The 19,568-nt window shown below is 47.4% G+C and carries 20 protein-coding genes; 18 read left to right on the forward strand and 2 right to left on the reverse strand.

What is annotated here, in order from left to right; genetic code table 11:
* Positions 1 to 102 precede the first annotated feature (102 nt).
* The 8 genes from AC6ESP_RS08500 to AC6ESP_RS08535 all read left to right on the forward strand — a co-directional run bounded on the left by AC6ESP_RS08500 (position 103) and on the right by AC6ESP_RS08535 (position 9,831).
* Positions 103 to 1,848, forward strand: coding sequence for a sensor histidine kinase (locus AC6ESP_RS08500; RefSeq protein WP_497096272.1), 1,746 nt, complete (start codon positions 103 to 105; stop codon positions 1,846 to 1,848).
* Positions 1,841 to 2,617, forward strand: a complete 777-nt coding sequence (locus AC6ESP_RS08505) for a response regulator transcription factor (protein ID WP_497096273.1) — start codon at positions 1,841 to 1,843, stop codon at positions 2,615 to 2,617. Before AC6ESP_RS08500 ends, AC6ESP_RS08505 begins: the two co-directional genes overlap by 8 nt.
* A gap of 86 nt (positions 2,618 to 2,703) precedes the next feature.
* A complete protein-coding gene (locus AC6ESP_RS08510) occupies positions 2,704 to 2,850 on the forward strand; it encodes an apiosidase-like domain-containing protein (protein WP_497096274.1) in 147 nt (48 codons plus the stop codon).
* Positions 2,793 to 4,070, forward strand: a complete 1,278-nt coding sequence (locus AC6ESP_RS08515; RefSeq protein WP_497096275.1) for a glycoside hydrolase family 140 protein — start codon at positions 2,793 to 2,795, stop codon at positions 4,068 to 4,070. The genes AC6ESP_RS08510 and AC6ESP_RS08515 overlap by 58 nt, the downstream gene beginning before the upstream one ends.
* A 238-nt stretch (positions 4,071 to 4,308) precedes the next feature.
* Positions 4,309 to 4,980, forward strand: coding sequence for an aspartate/glutamate racemase family protein (locus AC6ESP_RS08520; RefSeq protein ID WP_497096276.1), 672 nt, complete (start codon positions 4,309 to 4,311; stop codon positions 4,978 to 4,980).
* Complete coding sequence (locus AC6ESP_RS08525; RefSeq protein WP_497096277.1) at positions 4,980 to 7,028, forward strand: beta-galactosidase; 2,049 nt, start codon at positions 4,980 to 4,982, stop codon at positions 7,026 to 7,028. Before AC6ESP_RS08520 ends, AC6ESP_RS08525 begins: the two co-directional genes overlap by 1 nt.
* A gap of 44 nt (positions 7,029 to 7,072) precedes the next feature.
* On the forward strand, positions 7,073 to 9,448 hold the full coding sequence (locus AC6ESP_RS08530) for a glycoside hydrolase family 95 protein (RefSeq protein WP_497096278.1): 2,376 nt from the start codon (positions 7,073 to 7,075) through the stop codon (positions 9,446 to 9,448).
* 176 nt (positions 9,449 to 9,624) lie between these two features.
* Positions 9,625 to 9,831: a hypothetical protein gene (locus AC6ESP_RS08535; RefSeq protein WP_497096279.1), complete on the forward strand. Its 207-nt coding sequence runs from the start codon at positions 9,625 to 9,627 to the stop codon at positions 9,829 to 9,831.
* 153 nt (positions 9,832 to 9,984) lie between these two features.
* Here the strand turns inward: AC6ESP_RS08535 and AC6ESP_RS08540 are convergent, their stop codons facing one another.
* Positions 9,985 to 10,323 carry a DUF6199 family natural product biosynthesis protein gene (locus AC6ESP_RS08540; protein ID WP_497096280.1) on the reverse strand — a complete coding sequence of 113 codons (339 nt, stop codon included), beginning with the start codon at positions 10,321 to 10,323 and terminating at the stop codon, positions 9,985 to 9,987.
* A 402-nt stretch (positions 10,324 to 10,725) separates the two neighbouring features.
* On the opposite strand from AC6ESP_RS08540, the gene AC6ESP_RS08545 reads away from it, so the two are divergent.
* From AC6ESP_RS08545 to AC6ESP_RS08560, 4 genes are all read left to right on the forward strand, one after another.
* Entirely contained in the window at positions 10,726 to 11,019 is a 294-nt protein-coding gene (locus tag AC6ESP_RS08545) for a hypothetical protein (RefSeq protein WP_497096281.1), read from the forward strand.
* A gap of 35 nt (positions 11,020 to 11,054) precedes the next feature.
* On the forward strand, positions 11,055 to 11,342 hold the full coding sequence (locus tag AC6ESP_RS08550) for a hypothetical protein (RefSeq protein ID WP_497096282.1): 288 nt from the start codon (positions 11,055 to 11,057) through the stop codon (positions 11,340 to 11,342).
* On the forward strand, positions 11,333 to 11,455 hold the full coding sequence (locus tag AC6ESP_RS08555; protein ID WP_497096283.1) for a hypothetical protein: 123 nt from the start codon (positions 11,333 to 11,335) through the stop codon (positions 11,453 to 11,455). Before AC6ESP_RS08550 ends, AC6ESP_RS08555 begins: the two co-directional genes overlap by 10 nt.
* 252 nt (positions 11,456 to 11,707) lie before the next feature.
* Entirely contained in the window at positions 11,708 to 13,444 is a 1,737-nt protein-coding gene (locus AC6ESP_RS08560; protein ID WP_497096284.1) for a M12 family metallopeptidase, read from the forward strand.
* Between the two features lie 124 nt (positions 13,445 to 13,568).
* Here the strand turns inward: AC6ESP_RS08560 and AC6ESP_RS08565 are convergent, their stop codons facing one another.
* Positions 13,569 to 14,357, reverse strand: a complete 789-nt coding sequence (locus AC6ESP_RS08565) for a nucleotidyltransferase domain-containing protein (RefSeq protein WP_497096285.1) — start codon at positions 14,355 to 14,357, stop codon at positions 13,569 to 13,571.
* A gap of 491 nt (positions 14,358 to 14,848) precedes the next feature.
* Between AC6ESP_RS08565 and AC6ESP_RS08570 the strand changes: the two genes are divergently transcribed.
* The 6 genes from AC6ESP_RS08570 (at position 14,849) to AC6ESP_RS08595 (ending at position 19,508) form a co-directional block, all read left to right on the forward strand.
* Complete coding sequence (locus AC6ESP_RS08570; protein WP_497096286.1) at positions 14,849 to 15,139, forward strand: hypothetical protein; 291 nt, start codon at positions 14,849 to 14,851, stop codon at positions 15,137 to 15,139.
* 24 nt (positions 15,140 to 15,163) lie between these two features.
* Positions 15,164 to 15,670, forward strand: coding sequence for a hypothetical protein (locus AC6ESP_RS08575; protein WP_497096287.1), 507 nt, complete (start codon positions 15,164 to 15,166; stop codon positions 15,668 to 15,670).
* An 18-nt stretch (positions 15,671 to 15,688) separates the two neighbouring features.
* Positions 15,689 to 16,372 carry a fibronectin type III domain-containing protein gene (locus AC6ESP_RS08580; protein WP_497096288.1) on the forward strand — a complete coding sequence of 228 codons (684 nt, stop codon included), beginning with the start codon at positions 15,689 to 15,691 and terminating at the stop codon, positions 16,370 to 16,372.
* Positions 16,369 to 16,623, forward strand: a complete 255-nt coding sequence (locus AC6ESP_RS08585; RefSeq protein WP_497096289.1) for a hypothetical protein — start codon at positions 16,369 to 16,371, stop codon at positions 16,621 to 16,623. Before AC6ESP_RS08580 ends, AC6ESP_RS08585 begins: the two co-directional genes overlap by 4 nt.
* Before the next feature lie 516 nt (positions 16,624 to 17,139).
* A complete protein-coding gene (locus AC6ESP_RS08590) occupies positions 17,140 to 17,367 on the forward strand; it encodes a hypothetical protein (RefSeq protein ID WP_497096290.1) in 228 nt (75 codons plus the stop codon).
* Positions 17,368 to 18,212: 845 nt separating this feature from the next.
* The gene (locus tag AC6ESP_RS08595) at positions 18,213 to 19,508 is read left to right on the forward strand and encodes an MFS transporter (protein WP_497096291.1); all 1,296 of its coding nucleotides are present in this window, start codon (positions 18,213 to 18,215) and stop codon (positions 19,506 to 19,508) included.
* The last annotated feature ends 60 nt before the right edge of the window (positions 19,509 to 19,568 follow it).

A 19,568-nucleotide genomic window follows, 5' to 3' on the forward strand; every position in this document is an offset into this window, starting at 1 on the left:
CATTGATAGCATTAAATAACAAATATGGAAGAGTTGATTCGATAGAATGCCTGAAGAGAAAATAAGGCGGATGCTATGAAAAATATGCGGATTGTACAGAAAATGGCCTTAGGCTATCTCATGCTAGTTCTTTTACCGATTCTCGTGTTTGGCACCTACTTGTACAATCAATTCTATATGGATGTCATTTCGGAGTATTCGGAAGGCAAGCAGCAGCTGGTTGTGCAAGCAGGAGAAGGATTTCGAGCGAGACTGAATCAAATCGAGACCATACATTCGCAGTTTCAGTATAATCAGCAGCTAATCGATTACCTTAGTGGATTGTATTCAACAGAGCTCAATCAGGTGTACAGCTATCTTAAGGATATCAGGCCGATTTATATTTATGCGTTGACAGGCAATAAGGAAATTGCGTCTGTTAAGTTGTACAAAGCCAAGCAATCCGTCCCATCGGTTGCTGGTGAACTGGAGGATTTGAGCGATGTTGATACGAAGCCGATTGCGATGTTGAACGCTGTTAATGTGGATAAAGGCGTATGGCTGCTTTCTTCGAATCCTACCAGCAATGAAAGCGTTGGGTTACCTTATTTGAGCTATTATCAGCGAATTTATAATAACAGTTATACGCAGTCATTAGCCGCAATGGAGATCATTGTTGACGATTCCTTGATCAATAATTTCTTGAACGCGATCGAAGCTGAGCAAAATATGCAAGTGCAAATCGTGCATAACGGCGAGTCTGTTTATCGCAACAGTTATGACCTCAGCTCCGAGCAAATTGCCGAGATGCAGGCACTGGCACAAGAGAGCGAGAGAGGCTTCGCTTATTCACGCAGTCAGAGAATGCTTGTTAATTCACTGACTATACCAGAGCTATCTACAACTTTCTACTTCTTCAGCCAGACGGACGAGGTATTTGTTGATATTCGCAAGAAAGCAATCTTCCTTGGGATGTCGCTGCTCATATCCCTTCTTATACTTACAGGCATATATTACGCGACAGCCTCTTCGATTGTCAGGCGTATTCTAGGTTTGGCGAAGCATATGCGCAAGGTCGACGAGAACAAGCTTACTTATTATAAGGGAGGCGGCGGTTCACACGACGAGATTGATTTCCTGACCCAATCCTACAATTCTCTCATACACCGTATCGATGAACTGCTGAATAATGTCCATAAGGCCGAGCTGATGAAGAAAGAAGCCGATTATCTCGTGCTTCAAGCGCAGATTAAGCCGCACTTTTTGTACAATACGCTGGAATCGATCCGTATGCTGGCAGAAATCAATGACGATCAGGAGGTCGTAGACGCGACGTACACGTTCGGCAAGCTGCTTCGTTATACGCTAACTTCCAGAGACAACGAGACAGTGCTGCAGAATGAACTTAATAATGTCCAGCATTACCTGGAAATGCATAAGCTGCGCTTGCTGGATAGGCTCAACTACTCAATAGAAGTATTAGCCCCTATCGATAACGTAAGCTGTCCACGGTTTATTTTGCAGCCGCTTGTAGAAAATTGCATTCATCATGGCGTTGGACGCAGCCGTAAAAATGGAAAAATCGATATTGTCGTTAAACAGGAGGATGATGCACTAATCATTCTCATAACCGACAATGGTCCAGGCATACCGCCATATCGCCTTGCTGTCATTCGCGGCGTATTGAGCAACAAGCTTGATCGGAAAGAGCTGCATAAGGAGAATTCAGGCCAAGGGCTATACAATGTCAGCGAACGCATCCGTATCTTTTATGGCGATAACTCATCTCTTATGGTCGATAGCCAAGCGGGAGAAGGTGCGATATTCACACTAAAGCTCAAAGTCCAAGGAGGAATACAGCATGCTTAAGCTGATGATCGTAGATGACGAGCCCTTCATGCTGAAGGGGCTGATGAATATCATTGAGAAAGGGCAGACACCATGCTCGGAGATCGTCAGTGCACATGATGGATTTGATGCGCTTGAGAAGTTGGAGAGCTGCCGTCCCGATTTGCTTATTACGGATATTCAGATGCCGGAGATGAATGGACTAGAACTGATTCGAAAAGTACGTGAACGAGGACTTTGCAGCCGCTTCATCATTTTGACCGGATATGATGATCCCCACTATCTGCACCAAGCGATACGCTGTAAAGTGATTGATTATCTGTTGAAGCCGATTAACAAGGCAGAGCTTTATGACGTCATGTCGAATCTGTCACTTGAGCTATTGAGCGCTGATGATGAGGTCTCCTCTCAAGCCTCATCAGATTGGAAAGACAGCGTTCCAGGCGTCGAGTACGACCAAATGTCCAAAAACGTCAAAAAAATTATTCGGCACATCGAGACGCATTATAGGGAGAATATCTCACTCGACCATATTGCCGAGCATGTATACTTGCATCCGAATTACATCAGTTCGCTCTTTCGCAAGGAGACGGGGCTAACGCTGATCAATTATTTGCATCTTTACCGCATTAAGCAGGCGAAGGTACTGATGCTGGGCGAATCCGAGGATTCCTTGCATCGCATATCTGAGCAAGTCGGGTACGAGAGCGTCCGACACTTCTTCAGCGTTTTCAAGAAATATTGCGGCGTCACGCCAAGTGAATATAGGCAGCACTACAAAATGCATTAGTTATTAAAATCTGCAAGATGGACAGCACTTGGGTCGATATGCTTGGGATGCATGATTTGCATAACGCATAACAGGAGGTTAACGTAATGAATAATCAACTGCCTTGGGAGCAAGGGAAGCTTATGGTTTCGGAAAATGGACGATATTTACAGCATACAGACGCTACTCCGTTTTTTTGGTTGGGAGATACGGCATGGCTGCTGCTAAGCGGACGACGAGGGAGCAGGCGCTGATCTATCTGCGTGATCGAAAAAACAAGGGCTTTAACGTCATCCAAATAATGCTTGTTCATGATCTGGATTCTGAGAACGCTTACGGGAGAGCTCCGTTCCGAGATATTGATCTGGGCCAGCCCGATGCGGAACGATCAATTGAGTATACCAGCTACTGGTCATATGCCGATGAGGTGATCGGCTTGGCGGAGCGTGAAGGGCTGTATGTCGCGCTTATCCCCGTATGGGGTAGCGTTGTGAAGCACTATTCAACCGATGCAGGAACAGCAGAGCGTTATGGAGAATGGCTCGGCAACCGCTATAAGGATCGCCCGAACGTAATCTGGCTGAACGGAGGCGATATCCATGGCAGCGACAATACGGATGTATGGCTCCATTTAGGCCGCGCAATACGGAAGGCTGCTCCGGAGCACTTGATGACGTTCCATCCATTCGGCCGGACACAATCCTCGACGTGGTTCCACAACGAGGATTGGCTCGACTTCAATATGTTTCAGTCAGGGCATCGCAGCTATGACCAGATAGAAGAAGACAAGCCCGACACGTTAGTCGGTGAAGACAACTGGCGATTTGTGCATACGGATTGGGCCAAAGTGCCGGCGAAGCCTACGATAGATGGCGAGCCGTCTTACGAGGATATTCCACATGGCCTGCATTTCCTGGATGCACCAAAATGGAAAGCAGACGATATTCGGCGCTATGCCTATTGGGCGGTGTTCGCTGGCGCTTTCGGACACACTTATGGACATAATGCGGTCATGCAGTTTCATACAGAGGACCGGGGCGTCGGGGCGTACGGCTGCACGCGGAGCTGGACCGATGCGCTCAATGATGACGGTGCGAAGCAGATGGTTCATTTGAAGCATCTGATCCTATCAAGGCCTATTAATGAGCGGACACCTGACGAGACGACGATTTGCGGCGATCCGGGTAACCGATACGATCGTTTATTCGTGAACTTGGGTAATAGCTACATGATGGCGTATACCTATACTGGCCGGACGATCACCTTACGGCTGGGTCTGTTTTCCGGCAAGCGAGCCACAGTATGGTGGTTCAATCCGCGAACAGGTGAAAGTGAATCTGCCGGCGAGGTAGACAACGAAGGAATGCATGAGTTCGTTTCTCCATCGGCAGCCGCGCCAGGCAACGACTGGGTGCTAGTGCTTGATGATACCGCTCAAGGATTTGCTGCACCAGGTTTCCCACTGTCACGCTAATTCCTAGGCAGCCGGTGCCCTCGCTGGGTTATTGCATAGATTCGCTGCGCGGGTTATCCCAAATTTAAAGCAAATTCATTAATATTGAACGCTGTATTGCGGCCGTTCTGCGACTACAATTAATTAAAAAAGACAGCGCTTACTTACATTCATTCGCTAGCACAAGCGCATAGGTATCTAAGGCTATCAGGGCGGCTATCATTAGCCGCCCGTATTTTCAACAAGGAGGAAGCATGATATGGATACTGTAGTTGCGGTATATACAGGCCAAGGACTAGCTGAACCGCTCAAGAGGCAATTCGATGAGCTGCTGCCGGGGGTAAGGCTAATCAACATTATCGATGACAGCTTGATCGCCGAGGTTGTACGTGAGGGAGAAGTGACTCCGGGCGTGAAGCGGCGGCTTATGCAATATTATCAGAATGGTGCCGACCTGGGTGCGTCTATTATTCTCAATACTTGCTCTTCCGTTGGCGAAGTAGCGAGCAATGCACGGCCATTCTTCAACATTCCACTTATTAAAATCGATGAGAGCATGGCCGTAGAGGCGGTAGAGTTGTACCGCTCTATCGGCGTTTTGGCGACACTGCCATCGACGCTGGAGCCGACGATGCGACTGCTGCTGCAGCAAGCTGAGCAGGCAGGCAAGTCTGTTCGGCTGATTGACGGCCTAGCTGCTGGAGCCTACGACGCGCTTGTTAGCGGTCGACCTGATGAGCATGATCGCCTTCTTATGGAGACAGCTATCCGTGTCGCGGAACAAGCTGACGCTCTCGTTCTTGCACAGGGCTCAATGGCCCGCATGGAAGCTCAGCTTGCAGAGCGGATCGGCAAGCCTGTGCTGTCGAGTCCGCGCCGTAGTGTGATGGCAATCAAAAGGCTGCTTGAAGCCAAAGGAACGAATAGCTGATGTTCACGAAGAGCTTACCGAAAATATTGTACGGAGGCGACTATAACCCAGAGCAATGGCCGCGTGAAATCTGGGATGAGGACATGCGGCTGTTCCAGCTCGCCGGTGTCGATACGGTCACGCTTAACGTTTTCTCATGGGCGCTTAATCAGCCTGCTGAGAACACTTATTGCTTCGACTGGCTGGACGAGATGATGGATAAGCTTCATACGCAGGGAATCAAGGTCTGCCTTGGCACGTCGACAGCAGCTCATCCTGCATGGATGGCAACGCGATATCCTGATGTCACACTAGTCGAGTATGACGGCCGCAAGCGCAAGTTCGGGCGCCGGCATAATTCTTGTCCCAATAGTCCGACCTTCCGGCTCTATTCAGAGCGGATGGCACGCAAGCTTGCAGAGCGCTACATGGATCATCCTGCATTGCTGCTGTGGCATGTTAATAATGAATATGGTCTGAGATGTTATTGCGACAATTGTGAGAAAGCGTTTCGCGTATGGCTGCGTGATCGGTACGGCACACTCGAGGAGCTCAATCGCGCTTGGTATACCCGATTCTGGGGCCATACGTTCTACGATTGGAACGAAATCGTACTGCCAAGCGCACTCAGTGAGCACATAAGCACAAGTAATCCCGATGATACTGCCTTCCAAGGCATTTCACTCGACTATGACCGCTTTAATTCGGATTCCATTCTGGCATGCTATAAGCTGGAGCGGGACGCCATCAAGAATGTAATTTCAGATGCAGTTGTGACGACGAACTTCCAAAGCAATGGCACATACAAGCCGCTTGATTATTTCAAGTGGGCGAAGGAGCTGGATGTCATTGCACTCGATATGTATCCTGCAGACGACATGACCCCGAGCCAAATGGCAATGCGTTACGATTTGATGCGAGGATTGAAAGGAGGAGACCCTTTCATGCTTATGGAATCATGCCCGACCCAGCTTAACTGGCGGCCTCGCAATGCACTGAAACGTCCCGGCGTTAACCGTCTGTGGAGTTATCATGCAATCGCACGTGGCGCGGATGCGGTCATGTACTTCCAATTACGGCGCTCGCTCGGCGCATTCGAGAAATTCCACGGGGCCATGATTGATCATGCTGGCCATGAGAATACCCGGGTATTCCGGGAATGCTCCCAGATTGGCAGTGAGCTTCAGCAGCTTGGCGATACTTTGCTTGGTGCACGTTCTAATACACGGGCGGCGATCGTGTTCGACTGGGATAACTGGTGGGCGATAGAGCATTCCAGCGGGCTTACCGTGGATTTGCGCTATATTAAGGAAGTCGAGAAATATTATGACGCCTTCTACAGCCGGAATATACCGGTTGATATGATCAGCGTGGAGACGGATCTAGCCGATTATGACATTGTGGTTACTCCAGTACTGTATCTGCTCCAACCAGGCTATGCCGCACGTTTGGAGCATTTCGTAGAGCAGGGTGGCACGTTCGTTGCCACGACGTTCAGCGGCATCGTGAACGAGACTGATCTAGTTACGACTGGCGGCTATCCCGGCGAGCTTCGCGAGCTGCTTGGCGTATGGGTGGAAGAGATCGACGCGCCTATGGCGCATCAGAGAAATCGGGTCGTCATGACTTCCCAGCTTGGCGAACTGGAAGGCTCGTACGATTGCGGAGTGCTGTGCGATGTCGTTCATGCAGAAGGAGCCGAGCCGTTCGCTGTATTCGAACGTGACTTCTACCAGGGATTCCCTGCGCTTACGCGTAACCGACGCGGCTCAGGTGAGGCATGGTACGTGGCTACATCACCAGAGCCATCGATGCTGAGCGGACTGATCGGGCATTTATGTGAGAACTGCGGTATACAGCCATTGCTGGATACGCCTGCCGGTATAGAGGTGTCCGTCCGAGTCAAAGACGGAAAGGAATTCCTATTCTTGCTTAATCATAACGAGGTGGCAGTGGAAGTTCAGATAAGTGCGGGCACCTATGTTGACTTGTTAACTGGCACGTCACACCAAGGCAGTCTGCTGCTTGCTGCGTTGGATGTCAGGATTCTTACAGCAGTTAATGCGTAAGGTACGAATGGTTAAATCAACACATCTACAGGGGAGCTGAACCAATGAAAGACAATACGGGCAGCAATCACATGAAGCTGTGGTACCGCCAGCCGGCTGATGAATGGGTCGAAGCGCTGCCGATCGGCAACGGCCGCTTAGGCGGCATGGCCTATGGCGGGACCAAGCGCGAGCAGATTGCGCTCAATGAGGAAACGCTGTGGTCTGGTACGAAAAGGGATGTGGAGCGCGAGGAGCCGCTGCGTTATTTGGAGGAGAGCCGCAGGCTCATCTTCGCAGGCCGCTACAGCGATGCTCAAGCGGTTATTGAGAAGCACATGCTGGGGCCAGCGGGCAATGCATTCCAGGCTATGGGTGATCTGGAGTTGGTTATGAGCCATCCTTCCTCGGTGGAAGATTACCGCCGTGAGCTTGATCTTCGCAACGGACTGTTCCGGACCGAATATGTGTCTGATGGTGTGCATTTTGTACGAGAAGTGTTCGCATCAGCAGTCGATCAGGTGATGGTAGTGCGGATCGAAGCTAACCGTCCCGGAGCCATCGGACTGGAGGCGGCGCTCACGAGCCGACTTAATTACCGTGTCGAGAAATTCGGTATCAATCGCATCATCCTCACTGGCACGGCGCCAAGCCTGCTGGATCACGAGAAAGAACAATCAGAAGATACGGTACTCTACGAGGAGAATATAGGTATACAGTTTCAAGTTCATCTTCAGGCAATACCTGAGGGAGGAAATGTCGAGACACATGGCGGAAGGCTAGTCGTAAACGGAGCTTCTGCGGTTACGCTGCTGCTGACCGCTGCGACCAGCTTTAACGGCTTCGACCATGATCCCGCTCTAGATGGATTGAACCCGCGTCCGCGCTGCGACGCATGGCTGAACGAAGCGGCGAAGCTGAGCTACTCCACGCTGCGAGAGCGCCATATTGCGGACTTCACGCCTTACTTCAATCGCGTAGCACTGGAGCTTGATGTGCCAAGCCGTGATCATATTCCTACCGACGAACGGATCGCAGCAGTGCAGGCTGGTCATACGGACGAGCGGCTTACTGAGCTGTTCTTCCAGTTCGGCCGTTACCTGATGATCAGCGCTTCACGTCCCGGCACACAGGTGACGACGCTGCAAGGCATTTGGAATAACATGACGAAGCCGCCATGGTCTTGCAATTATACGACGAATATCAATACTCAAATGAATTATTGGCCTGCTGAGGTCTGCAATCTCGCGGAGTTCCATGAGCCGCTATTCGACTTGCTGGAAGACCTGCGAATTGCCGGAGCGCGTATGGCAGCGGCTTATTATGATTGTCGAGGCTGGGCTTCGCACCACAACGTCGATCTGTGGCGTAATACGAGTCCTTCCCAAGGCTCGGCAAGCTGGGCGTACTGGCCGATGGGCGGCGTATGGCTGTGCCAGCATCTGTGGGAGCATTACGCTTACGGCGGAGATCAGGAATTTCTTAAGAACAAGGCGTATCCAATTATGAAGGAAGCTTCACTGTTCTGCCTCGATTACTTAGTGGAGGATGGTGAAGGCAATCTAGTCTCAGTGCCGTCGACGTCTCCTGAGAACACCTTCATTGCACCTGATGGTCAACGGGCAGCGGTAAGTATAAGCTCAACGATGGATATAGCTCTTATGCATGAGCTGTTCACGAACTGTATAGAGGCTGGGCGTATTTTGGAATTGGATGCTGAGTTCAGACAATCACTGAAGGATGCGTTAGAGCGGCTTCTTCCATTGCGAATTGGCCGGCACGGTCAATTGCAGGAATGGTATCGCGACTTCGATGAAGCGGAGCCGGGCCATCGTCATACCGCCCATCTGTACGCGTTGCATCCGGGAAATCAGATTACGGTTCGCGGCACGCCAGAACTGGCTAAGGCCGCCCGTATCAGCCTCGATCGCCGCCGCGTATACGAAGGCGAGGATACGATCGGCTGGTGCTATTCGTGGAATATTAGCATGTACGCACGTCTGGAGGATGCGGAGATGGCGTATTCGTATTTGACGAAGCTGCTGGGCAATCCATTCCCGAACCTGTTCAATGCGCACCGCCATCCCAAAATCACATTTTATCCGCTCACAATCGAAGCCAACTTCGCAGCAACAGCCGGCATTGCGGAGCTGCTCATGCAGAGCCATGCCGGCGAACTGCATTTGCTGCCTGCGCTTCCGAATGCATGGCCTTCCGGCCGGATAAGCGGCATCCGTGCCCGCGGCGGCTACGAGCTCGATCTGGACTGGGCGTTCGGCAAGCTGCAGAGCGCAGCCATCCGAGCTTCGCAGTCTGGACGCTGCCAAGTGCGCTCCTCCGTGCCGATTGCAGTTGAAAACGCAGATTGGGAGAGGGTGGAAGAGGGTGCGATCGCGTTCACTGTCGAAGCTGGCCGCAGCTACACGATCCGACAGATTTGATATTAATTAACTGTGCGGTGATCGGATGTTATATGTAATCATATTTTATAGACTGCTATAAATGCTGATGAGAAGAAAGATTGCCGCGGCAGTCGTTCTTCTTTTTTGTGCTGGGAATTATTGCAACGCTATATCGCGACGTTTACATCAGATAGTGATATAGGGGGAAAAGCAGCATGAAGATGGATGATTTATTGAAGAGCCATTTGCCAATGTCGGAGACGGATTATTATATATTACTCTCCTTAATGGAGACGCGTCACGGGTACGGCATTATGCAGGATGTCGACGAACTAACGAAGGGCCGGATAAGTTTAGGTGCCGGAACGGTCTCTGAAGTTTGTCACGGATCGAGAAAATGGAAGCCGAAGGCTGGCAGTTAGAGCGGATGAGCCGAAATGTGACCCGTTTTGAATTCATAAGCTGTAGCCTGCGGCGACAGGGAGCGAAACACAGACAGGTTTCTTCGATACAGCCCCTTAGGGAAAGTATAATCAGTGGAGATCAGCGAGGGACAGTAACTGTAGAACGCAAGGCTATTCTATAATGATGAGCCCGATCAATATAGGCACTATAATAAGTAGACCAACAATATTACCAATTCGGGTTGTCAACATGTATGCGTCGCTGGGTTCCGATTCACCATTGACCATCCTACCGTGTCGAAGGTGCCAAGCAAAGGCAGGATTTATAATATTCACTATCAATAATATTATAACAAGTATGATAAATACGATCATGAAACCAACTCCTTTAAATACCATACATACATACGCAAACATTAATGATTTAATTGGTGCTGGTTCATGGGAATCAAAGCCGCAGCAAAGAAAACTCTGAATGAACATTAGTTGACTATCTAGGAATAAATTCATGACTTGTTAGACAATTTATTAATTAAATAGACGATCCCAATTGCAATGCCCATAATGGTGATATTCTCGACAACGTTTTTCCAATCAAGCTCGTTGCCCTTTTGATTTAAGCTTAGAAAGAAAAACGCCACAAGAATGATGGGTGCATATAGGAAGAATCTCCTCATCATAGTTACCTCATTCCATTTGAGTTCCGAACCGCGCTGTTGTGTGGTTTTTTTGTTATATGAATATAACTTCTATTGACGCCGTCCTTCTGTTATTACCTTTAGTCTATCACGAAGAATATGAGTATCCTAGCCTTCTCGTTATTGGTGCCTCATGAAGGATGGTACTACATAAATTTAGTCCTTACGATCAATGATTCAGATTAGTAAAATGGAGAGAAGAGGAGTTGATTCTATGGAGGATATATTTCGGAAGAGTTACAATGGGGTTTCTTTTTCTCTTCTGTTACTTTCGTTATCCTGCCTTTTCGTTGACCTTTCCATATTTGAATCGCGATATATTCTTTTTTATGGACTTAGTATTATGGGTTTAATTATAAATCTTATGGGACAGCGTTTGAAGATGAAAAATGAAGGTGCTGCTTCCGGATTTTTAAGTAAGATTGGCTTATATGGTAATTTGACAATTGTTATCTTATTTTTTCCGCCTATTTATTTCTTTTGGGGAACATTGATTATGGGCCCATAATGGGTTCTCAGATATAAATTCGCTTAATCGGTTTCGTGTGCATGATTGCGGGGATTGTCGTGCTAGCTACCCAGCTCTTTCACTTTCCTGGAGAACAGGTGTATGTCTATCCGCCTGGTGCAATAGAGGACGCTATTCCTGAGGTGATCCAATCTTCAGATAGTCAGCTGACTGTAGATGGGTGCCCGATCCCCCATAAGACCATTTTGGTTGAAGTGTCGGAGGCCGAGGCTAAGAAACTACGGGAGGAAGCTAGGTATTCATACGATGGGGTAACCGGAGGAGTCATTGTCGAGTTTGAGGAAACCGGTCCATGTCCTTAAACCACATTACACACAATATATATGATTTGATAATGACGATCACCCATCAACTGTCATTCCTGTTCTGGAACCAAGGCTTCAAGGATCTTGGTCCGGGCAAGGCTGTCGGCTAACCTGATGGCTAAGACAGGAGAACCAGAACGTTATGGAAACAATCAGACAGAATCGTATAACAAACGATAGATAAGTGTCGGATGACTAGAATAGGAGCTGATTAATTACCGCGTATATCGCGGTTTTTTAGTTTAGCTACTTTTGGTAAATAAATACACACAAGTCCCTGTAGAAAAGGTATAGTTTATCTACATAAAACTGGAATCTGACCTGCAATTGTAAAATGATATTTGTACTGGAGGTGTCAGCTATTGAACAGTAATAACCCATCCAGAAGAGCGGAGTCATCTGATGTAATTATGTGTACCCTCGAGGAGCTACCTGCAGAACTTCAGTTAGCAGCGGCTGCGAAGGCAATTGAGATTAATCCGGAGAATGCGCCGAAGGCTCACCAATTGAAGCTGTTATCCAAGGTCGAGCAATCCAATCCTATCAAATTGGCCTTAATCACGTCGAAATACTGGGGTAGAAATGGGGCAAACCTAACTGTAGGCTTCTTCGGCAATCCATCGGCAGATTTGCAAGCACGGATAATCAGCCACATGAATGCATGGGGTGTGAACGGAAACATCCGTTTTACGGCTTCCTCTAGCGATCCGCAGGTTCGTATTAGCTTCGAGAATACTGGATACTGGTCCTATGTCGGAACCGATATTCTCCTGATCAAGCCTGAACATGCCACGATGAATCTTCAAGGCTTCAGTATGGATACGCCGGAATCCGAATTCCGACGTGTCGTTCGTCATGAGACTGGCCATACGCTTGGTTTTCCTCACGAGCATACCCGCGCTGAGATTGTTAATCTGATTGATTCTGCTAAGGCCATTGCGTATTTCGGAGCACCCCCTAACAATTGGCCAGCTGATAAGACGACGCAGCAGGTACTTACCCCTCTTAATCAGAGCCTGGTTACTAAAACAATAGCAACGGACCCTAACTCCATCATGTGCTACAAGCTGCCAGCGTCCATTATGAAGAATGGCATTGCAATCGCTGGAGGCAGAGATATTGACGCTACGGATATGGAATTCGTATCGCTAAGATATCCCAAAGCTCCTCTAAGTGGACACCTCATGCACACCGTGCGTTATTCAGATGGAAGCTGGCAGCCCTTAGATGATCCGACGGGCCTATTAGACATTCAAGGGAGGATCATCTCTGTAGCTGGAGCAAGAGGTGTAGATGGACATACTCAATTCTCTTTTGTCACGCACTTGGGAGAATGGCTGCACGCCATTCGCTATGCTAATGGCAGCTGGTCAGGTGCGGTAAGTCTTTCAGACGAGTTTAATATTACTTCAGGTGTGGCGGCAGTCGCAGGAGCGGCCGGTGCAGATGGAACCGCACCATTCATTATTGCTACTAGCGATGGCCATCTATGGTACACCGTCCGTCAATCGAATGGCAGCTGGCAGCCACTTGGCGATCTGCAAGCCATCAATAATGTGCCCGGTACTGTCGTAGCTCTCGGTGGAACCCATGGTACCTTTGGAACCACGCATTTTGTGTTTACTACAAATGACGGAAAGCTGTGGCATACCATCCGGCGTGCTGACGGAAGCTGGCACCAATTGAGCAATCTTGCAACGGAGCTTAGATTTTCAGGGGTCGTCACCTCTGTAGCAGGTGCTGCGGGAGTGAATGGAGAGATTCAATTTGTCTTCACTACGAACAAAGGAAACCTATATTTCACTCGTCGTTCAGCGAAGGGAGACTGGACTCTTGTAGACGATCTTGGAAAAAAGATACTGCAGCTTGATAAACGAGTCATCGCAGTAGGTGGATGTTCCGGTACTAATGGGCAAACTCATTTCTTCCTTACTACTGAGGATGGGAAGGTCCGTCATACTATTCGTAGTGCGGATAGAGACTGGCAAGCAGCTGTTCCTCTAGATTGGGTATTACCTATCGAAGGTTCTGTGCCTGCCTTGGCAGGTGTGACTGGCGATAATGGGGAGACGCATTTTATTTTTACCATATATAAATAGCAAGAACTGACCAAATAGAGAAGCCAACCGCATGACTAATGTCATGTCGGTTGGCTTTTTGACTTAGATGGTACGAACAGCAACTCTGCTAGGGGAGATACCTGTGTAGGAGGGAGCAGCTGATTTATCTGTCTTGCACAGGAGGAGCCTGATCCAGCCAGTTCCATTCATTGTTTTGAACAAAAAGGCTCACTGCCTGCTCGAACGATATTTCTAATGGTCTAAATGCTAATATATGATCAGTCAATTCCTTACATTGCTCATAATTGGGATGTAACAGCAGTTGATTGGCAAGTTTGTTGAAGTTGTCAGGCTTCTCTGGCGCTTGCTCCACAGCTGCCATCATGTCCTTATGACAAGGAAACAATAGGCGATTATGAGCTAAAATGATTCGACTACTGAATAGGACCAGATTGTTAACGGCATGTGTTAGTAAGTAAGGGTTGTTCTTCGTGGCGCCTTCTTTGGCAAAATAATAACCGTAGAGCATTACCTGCGCTTGAAAATCTCTAATGTTGCTGATTCGATTGTGTTCGGGATAAATCGGAATTCTGTCAAGCAACTCCTGTAAATCTGGCATTGTGGAGTAAATAGCTTCAGAACCAACAAAGGATGCACGTGTCGGCTCGCTACCTTTCTCCGCTGCAAGCTCAAGAAACAGCCTATTAATCATTTTACCGTCAATGTAACCGCCCTCATAATTGCATACATCATGGTTGATGTAGAATAAAGAATTCGTTTGTTTACGCTTATCAAATTCATCATCTGTAACGAGCAAATAAACATCAATATCCGAAGTCTCTCTTGCTGTACCATGTGCAATGGAGCCGCCTGTAATCACAGCAGTTAGAGTAGGGTCGGATTGCAGCACTTCGATAAGCTTATCAAGCGATTGTTTATGATGTGTAAACAAATTCTCGCCTCACTTTCTTTTCTTAGCACTCTCACCTTAACCTTAATCGAACATAAGGAATACTTCTATAGTCTTTTCTGTTCAATTAGATAATTGATTGCAAACCAAAGGGGACGCGTTCTCCATGCAGCTTATTTATGTAATCCAATCACTACAGATATACACAATTTCTCTAATTTTAATCCATTATCGGAATTGTGCATTCGCTAGAGGATGTATCCATTGAACCACCTCTTCAATAGGGCTATGATGACCCTGACTATATACGCCGAGGGGGAGTAGAGATGATGTAGACGCAGCACCATTATTAGCTTCGGGAAGAGACGGTTAGAGGATGGATAGTCAACTAGTATTTTGTAAGCGATTACTTTGGAGGTGCAAGATGAAGAAGCTTTTGGCACAAGTTCTTTGTATGGTTTTGTGTTTTTCTTTATTCCCGCTCCAGAATCCCACAGCTAAGGCTGCAAGCACCGTACTGCCGGCATTCCCAGGTGCAAAAGGCTTCAGATATGCTGCTAGGTACATTCTATGATGCACTTACAACAGTGGGGGACACGCCTCGCACCATCGTATTCGACATCTCGGGAGAAATTACTACTCCCCAGATTATAGTAAGAAATAAATCCAATATCACCATAGCGGGGCAGACTGCGCCGGGGGATGGCGTAACCATCAGGTCTAACAATATTCGGTTCTATGACTGCAGCGATGGGATGGAGGCTGACAGGCCTAGCCTTATTGTTCCAGAGCGATTCGAATATCCCCTCGTCCATACGGAATAACCGGAAGCAGCGTATAATCATGTTTTGAATCACTCCGGTTCGTCTTTGGCAAGGGATGCAGTTGATCAACGCATTATTGATGATGTAAGGAATCAGACCGGAGCGATTATTGGACATGAGAATGATGTAGGTGGATATCCGAGCGACAGAAATGGGGATAGCAATGGAGATGGCTATACCCATCTTGAAGATTATTTAAATGAGCTAGCTATCTCTGGATTTCCCGAGAATTATCCGTTAACCCCGGCCGTATGGTCCGGTCCGCCATTCATACCGCCAGTGGAGCCGACACCAACGCCTGTTCCAACACCAATAGCTAGTATGGACGGGCAATGGGTCAGAAATGTCGTCCTTAACGACAATAGTAAAAACGGAGGGGTAAATGCATCCAAATGGTTGGTTCAGTACAATTTACAGCCTGGCGACGTGGAGTACGGAGATCGAACGACTGGCTCCAAAATGTACAAGTTCGTAACTATACCGGATGCGCTGATAGGCATGGAATGGATTTGGGCGGCGATGGAATCTTGAAGCGCTACAAGCAGTGACTTGCTCTCCTTCCATCTGGCTGCAGATGCGGATGTATATGTGGTCTACGATACGAGGATTACTGAGATTCCTGATTGGTTATCAGCCTACGAGGTTACGGGGGAGACTATTGCAGACGACCAGCCAGTGCTGTACCGGCTATACAAAAAACATTATTCTGCAGGTTCATTGGTAACGATGGGGGCGAATGGAAATACCTCGAAAGGCAGCTATTATGTTATCCTTAAGCCGACAAATCCGCAAACGGAACCTCCTGCAGACGGTCCTTCCGGCGTTACGGCAGGTTTCGCATCAGGCGAATCTGTTTCGCTGAATTGGTCGCCGGTGAGCGATGCGGCTTCTTATCTCATCTATCGATCCTCTTCTGTAAGCGATGTGTTTAAAGCTGTTGCCAGCTCTGCAACGACTGCATATGAGGATACTGCGATCGTTCAAGGGATTACTTATCAGTATAAAGTGACAGCATTGAATGCCGGAGGTGAATCTCCAGCCTCCGATATTGTAGAGGTGGTTACTTTTGATCCCGCGCAGCCCGTTCCACCTATGCCTACTGAGTTAGCCGTTACAAAGGCAAAGAGCCTTAGCGTGGGGCTTGACTGGACAGCTGCGCACAGCACCACAAGTTACAATATATACAGAGCAGCAGCACCTGAAACTATCCCGTTTTCCCTGGACAAGAGGTGACGAACGAGAGAGACCCGAATTTGGCTGCTATTTATGCACGTATGGGAGATGGCGACCGCTCCTTGAATTGTCTGGATATTCTCTCAAGATCGAGTCTGCTGCCTAATCTGTTCACGCTCCACAATGACTGGCGTGGAATGGGCGTGTCGATGCAAATGTGTACGGCTCCAGTGCAATTGGACGCTAATATGGGTTGGGTGAATGAGGTGCAGGAGCAACTGCTTCAGGTATCGGGCAGTCTTATTAATTGACTCCCTGCACTACCTGGTCGTTGGAAGCGGGGAAGTCTGTCCGATTGGAGGTTCCACACAGGAAAAGTGGCGTTATCTTGGAATCGGGAAATGGGATTGTTGAGAGTGGAGCTTACGGCAGATTGGGATAACGGACATTGTAGTTAAGCTGCCGGATTGGGCAAGAGCCTGCAGCTTAACCTGTAAAGAGGTTCAGCCTTCACCACTGGGACCATCATACTTCACGGTGCGAATGTAGAGATGGGCTCCAGCGGTAATCATTGAATCCTCAAATTCGAAACTGGACGACCTTAACATTCGTCAGTAACTATAGATGTAACAATGAGCAGTTCGCTACGGCGGCTGCTCATTTTCTTTATTAAGGAGCAGGTTAAACCAATATCTCATGTTATATGAAGACGATACACACTATCTGAAACGGAATGGCACAAGGCAAGAATTTTATACTATTCCATTCTATACAATTTTGGGAATATAAAATATTATGTAAAGATATAAGAGAGGTGAACTGAATTGTTGAAATCAATCATTAATATATTTATAAAAAGAAAGAAGAGTGTTCCTCTATTATATATTGATTTGGATTTAGAGCATCTTGAAAAACATGGTAGTGAAGGATCTTGTGTTATCAAATATAACCGTAATCTTAGTGAAGATGAGTTTGTTTTCAGCACGATTAAACGACTTATTGATCATATCAGAGAGAATTACGATTCCGAAAATCTGAAGATAGCCGGAAAGTGAATGGCGTAACGCCACTAGAGAAAAAATACAATACTGGAAGCTGCAACAATAAAGACGGGTTACCCATTCAGGGGTAGCCCGTCCTTTATGCTTCTATAATAAACGGGGGTTGTAACATTCACCTACGTTCGTTGATTTCGTTATGTAATCCTCATTGACTCGTGTTTTGAGATGATGTGATAAAATCCAAAGCAGTGTTAAAAAACATCCGTATCTATCACCTCTGTATATTAATTTCCATTTTGTAGTTTTTTATTAATAGGAACACAATGAATAGAGCGATTAACCAAATGGAGCTGTTTAAGGTATCTGAATGAATATAAGAGGTATGTAGAGCGCTTGAATGATCAAGCGCTCCCCCACTAACTTAACAATAATGTTTCTTGTTACGCTTCTTGCCGATAATAAGAACTTTTTGGCCAGGTTTAACAAAAATAACAGTAACCTTTTTCTTTTTATCATATCCGAATCCCATTCAAATCATCTCCTCTCTTTCTGATAATCTAACATATTCATAGATTAATAATTTTGAATGGGGCATTTGATATTTCGGAGAAAATTGGGCATTCAGTTGTGCATAGGAAGCGAGAACGTTAATGAAGCCGATCAAACTGTCCCTTATTGCATTTACTCGGCTGAAGCTGTAGAAATCATGCAACAAGAGGGATTTCAACCATTTCGTTTAGAGGAAGATGTACTTGAATATCTGGAGTATCAGACCATGGCCCATTAACGAATATTTAACTTGTTTTTTCGTATGATTATCAGTGAACGTGCGTATAGCTTTTTCATTGGGTCAAAATAAATATTCAATAGAATTGAATATAAAGAAGGAGTACTCACATATGGCAGAACACAATGCAAGTGTTGCAAAGAAAAGAGAACTATTACAAGAGTATGTGGAATCGCCTGAAAAACAGCGTCGATTGCATAAAAAAACATTAATGATCGTTATTGCGTCTCAAATATTTGGCGGAGCAGGTCTGGCAGCGGGCATCACGGTAGGGGCATTGCTGGCACAAGATATGCTGGGGACGGACAGCTTTGCAGGAGTTCCAGCTGCATTATTTACTCTAGGTTCTGCTGGAGCTGCGCTAATGGTAGGTCAACTATCCCAGCGGCTGGGACGTCGTACCGGGTTAGCTGCTGGATTTCTTGGGGGAGGATTGGGCGCACTTGGAGTTGTGTTGTCCGCTGTTCTCGACAACGTCCCGCTGCTTTTCCTTTCCTTATTGATCTATGGGGCAGGTACCGCTACTAACTTGCAGGCAAGATATGCTGGTACAGACCTGGCGCTTCCGAATCAGCGTGCTAAGGCAATAAGCCTTGCCATGGTATTTACGACTTTTGGCGCGGTTGCAGGACCGAACTTAGTAACGATAACTGGCAAATGGGCAGCGTCAATAGGGGCTCCTGAGTTGTCAGGGCCATTCATGCTCGCGGCTGCAGCTTATATTATTGCTGGATTGGTACTCCTTATTTTCCTTCGGCCTGATCCATTCATAATAGCCAAAGCAATTGCGGAAGCGCAGCATGCTCGAGAGAGTCAAGAAGGCATGACACAAGCAGGGGGATCGCAGGTTAGCGTTAATAAGACAGGTATCGTTGTTGGTGCAACAATGATGGTATTGACGCAAATTGTTATGGTTGCAGTTATGACCATGACTCCGGTACACATGAAGCATCATGGCCATGGGCTGGGGGAGGTAGGAATCGTAATTGGCATTCACGTGGCTGCTATGTACTTGCCTTCCTTGATAACAGGATTCCTAGTTGATAGATATGGTCGTACGCTTGTTTCCTACGCCTCTGGAGTTACCTTGCTGTTCGCAGGGCTCTTGGCCGCTTATGCGCCTGGTGATTCAATGGGTTTACTTATTCTCGCGCTTGCGCTGCTCGGATTGGGATGGAATTTCGGGTTAATTAGTGGAACAGCTGCTATAATTGAGGCAACACCTCCGCAAATTCGCGCGAAAACGCAAGGTACAGTTGATGTTCTGATAGCGTTGGCAGGTGCTTCAGGCGGCGTATTGTCCGGCATGGTTGTAGCTCAATCCAGCTTCTCTACACTCTCCTTGGCAGGAGGATTCTTAGCCTTGCTTTTGATTCCGGTTATCGTATGGTCACGAAATAAACAATAAGCTAGCTGTAAGAGAAGCTACTAAAAAACACATGTCTGTTAAGACTATAAACCCAAAATT

This window comes from Paenibacillus xinjiangensis, assembly GCF_059686975.1.

Bases quoted from the DNA above. Each gene is read 5' to 3' on its own strand.
- AC6ESP_RS08545 (WP_497096281.1), top strand. From the start codon at position 10,726: ATGGAGGATATATTTCGGAAGAGTTACAATGGGGTTTCTTTTTCTCTT.
- AC6ESP_RS08520 (WP_497096276.1), top strand. From the start codon at position 4,309: ATGGATACTGTAGTTGCGGTATATACAGGCCAAGGACTAGCTGAACCG.
- AC6ESP_RS08530 (WP_497096278.1), top strand. From the start codon at position 7,073: ATGAAAGACAATACGGGCAGCAATCACATGAAGCTGTGGTACCGCCAG.
- AC6ESP_RS08505 (WP_497096273.1), top strand. From the start codon at position 1,841: ATGCTTAAGCTGATGATCGTAGATGACGAGCCCTTCATGCTGAAGGGG.
- AC6ESP_RS08500 (WP_497096272.1), top strand. From the start codon at position 103: ATGGCCTTAGGCTATCTCATGCTAGTTCTTTTACCGATTCTCGTGTTT.
- AC6ESP_RS08555 (WP_497096283.1), top strand. From the start codon at position 11,333: ATGTCCTTAAACCACATTACACACAATATATATGATTTGATAATGACG.
- AC6ESP_RS08540 (WP_497096280.1), bottom strand. From the start codon at position 10,323: ATGAATTTATTCCTAGATAGTCAACTAATGTTCATTCAGAGTTTTCTT.
- AC6ESP_RS08595 (WP_497096291.1), top strand. From the start codon at position 18,213: ATGGCAGAACACAATGCAAGTGTTGCAAAGAAAAGAGAACTATTACAA.
- AC6ESP_RS08535 (WP_497096279.1), top strand. From the start codon at position 9,625: ATGAAGATGGATGATTTATTGAAGAGCCATTTGCCAATGTCGGAGACG.
- AC6ESP_RS08525 (WP_497096277.1), top strand. From the start codon at position 4,980: ATGTTCACGAAGAGCTTACCGAAAATATTGTACGGAGGCGACTATAAC.
- AC6ESP_RS08510 (WP_497096274.1), top strand. From the start codon at position 2,704: ATGAATAATCAACTGCCTTGGGAGCAAGGGAAGCTTATGGTTTCGGAA.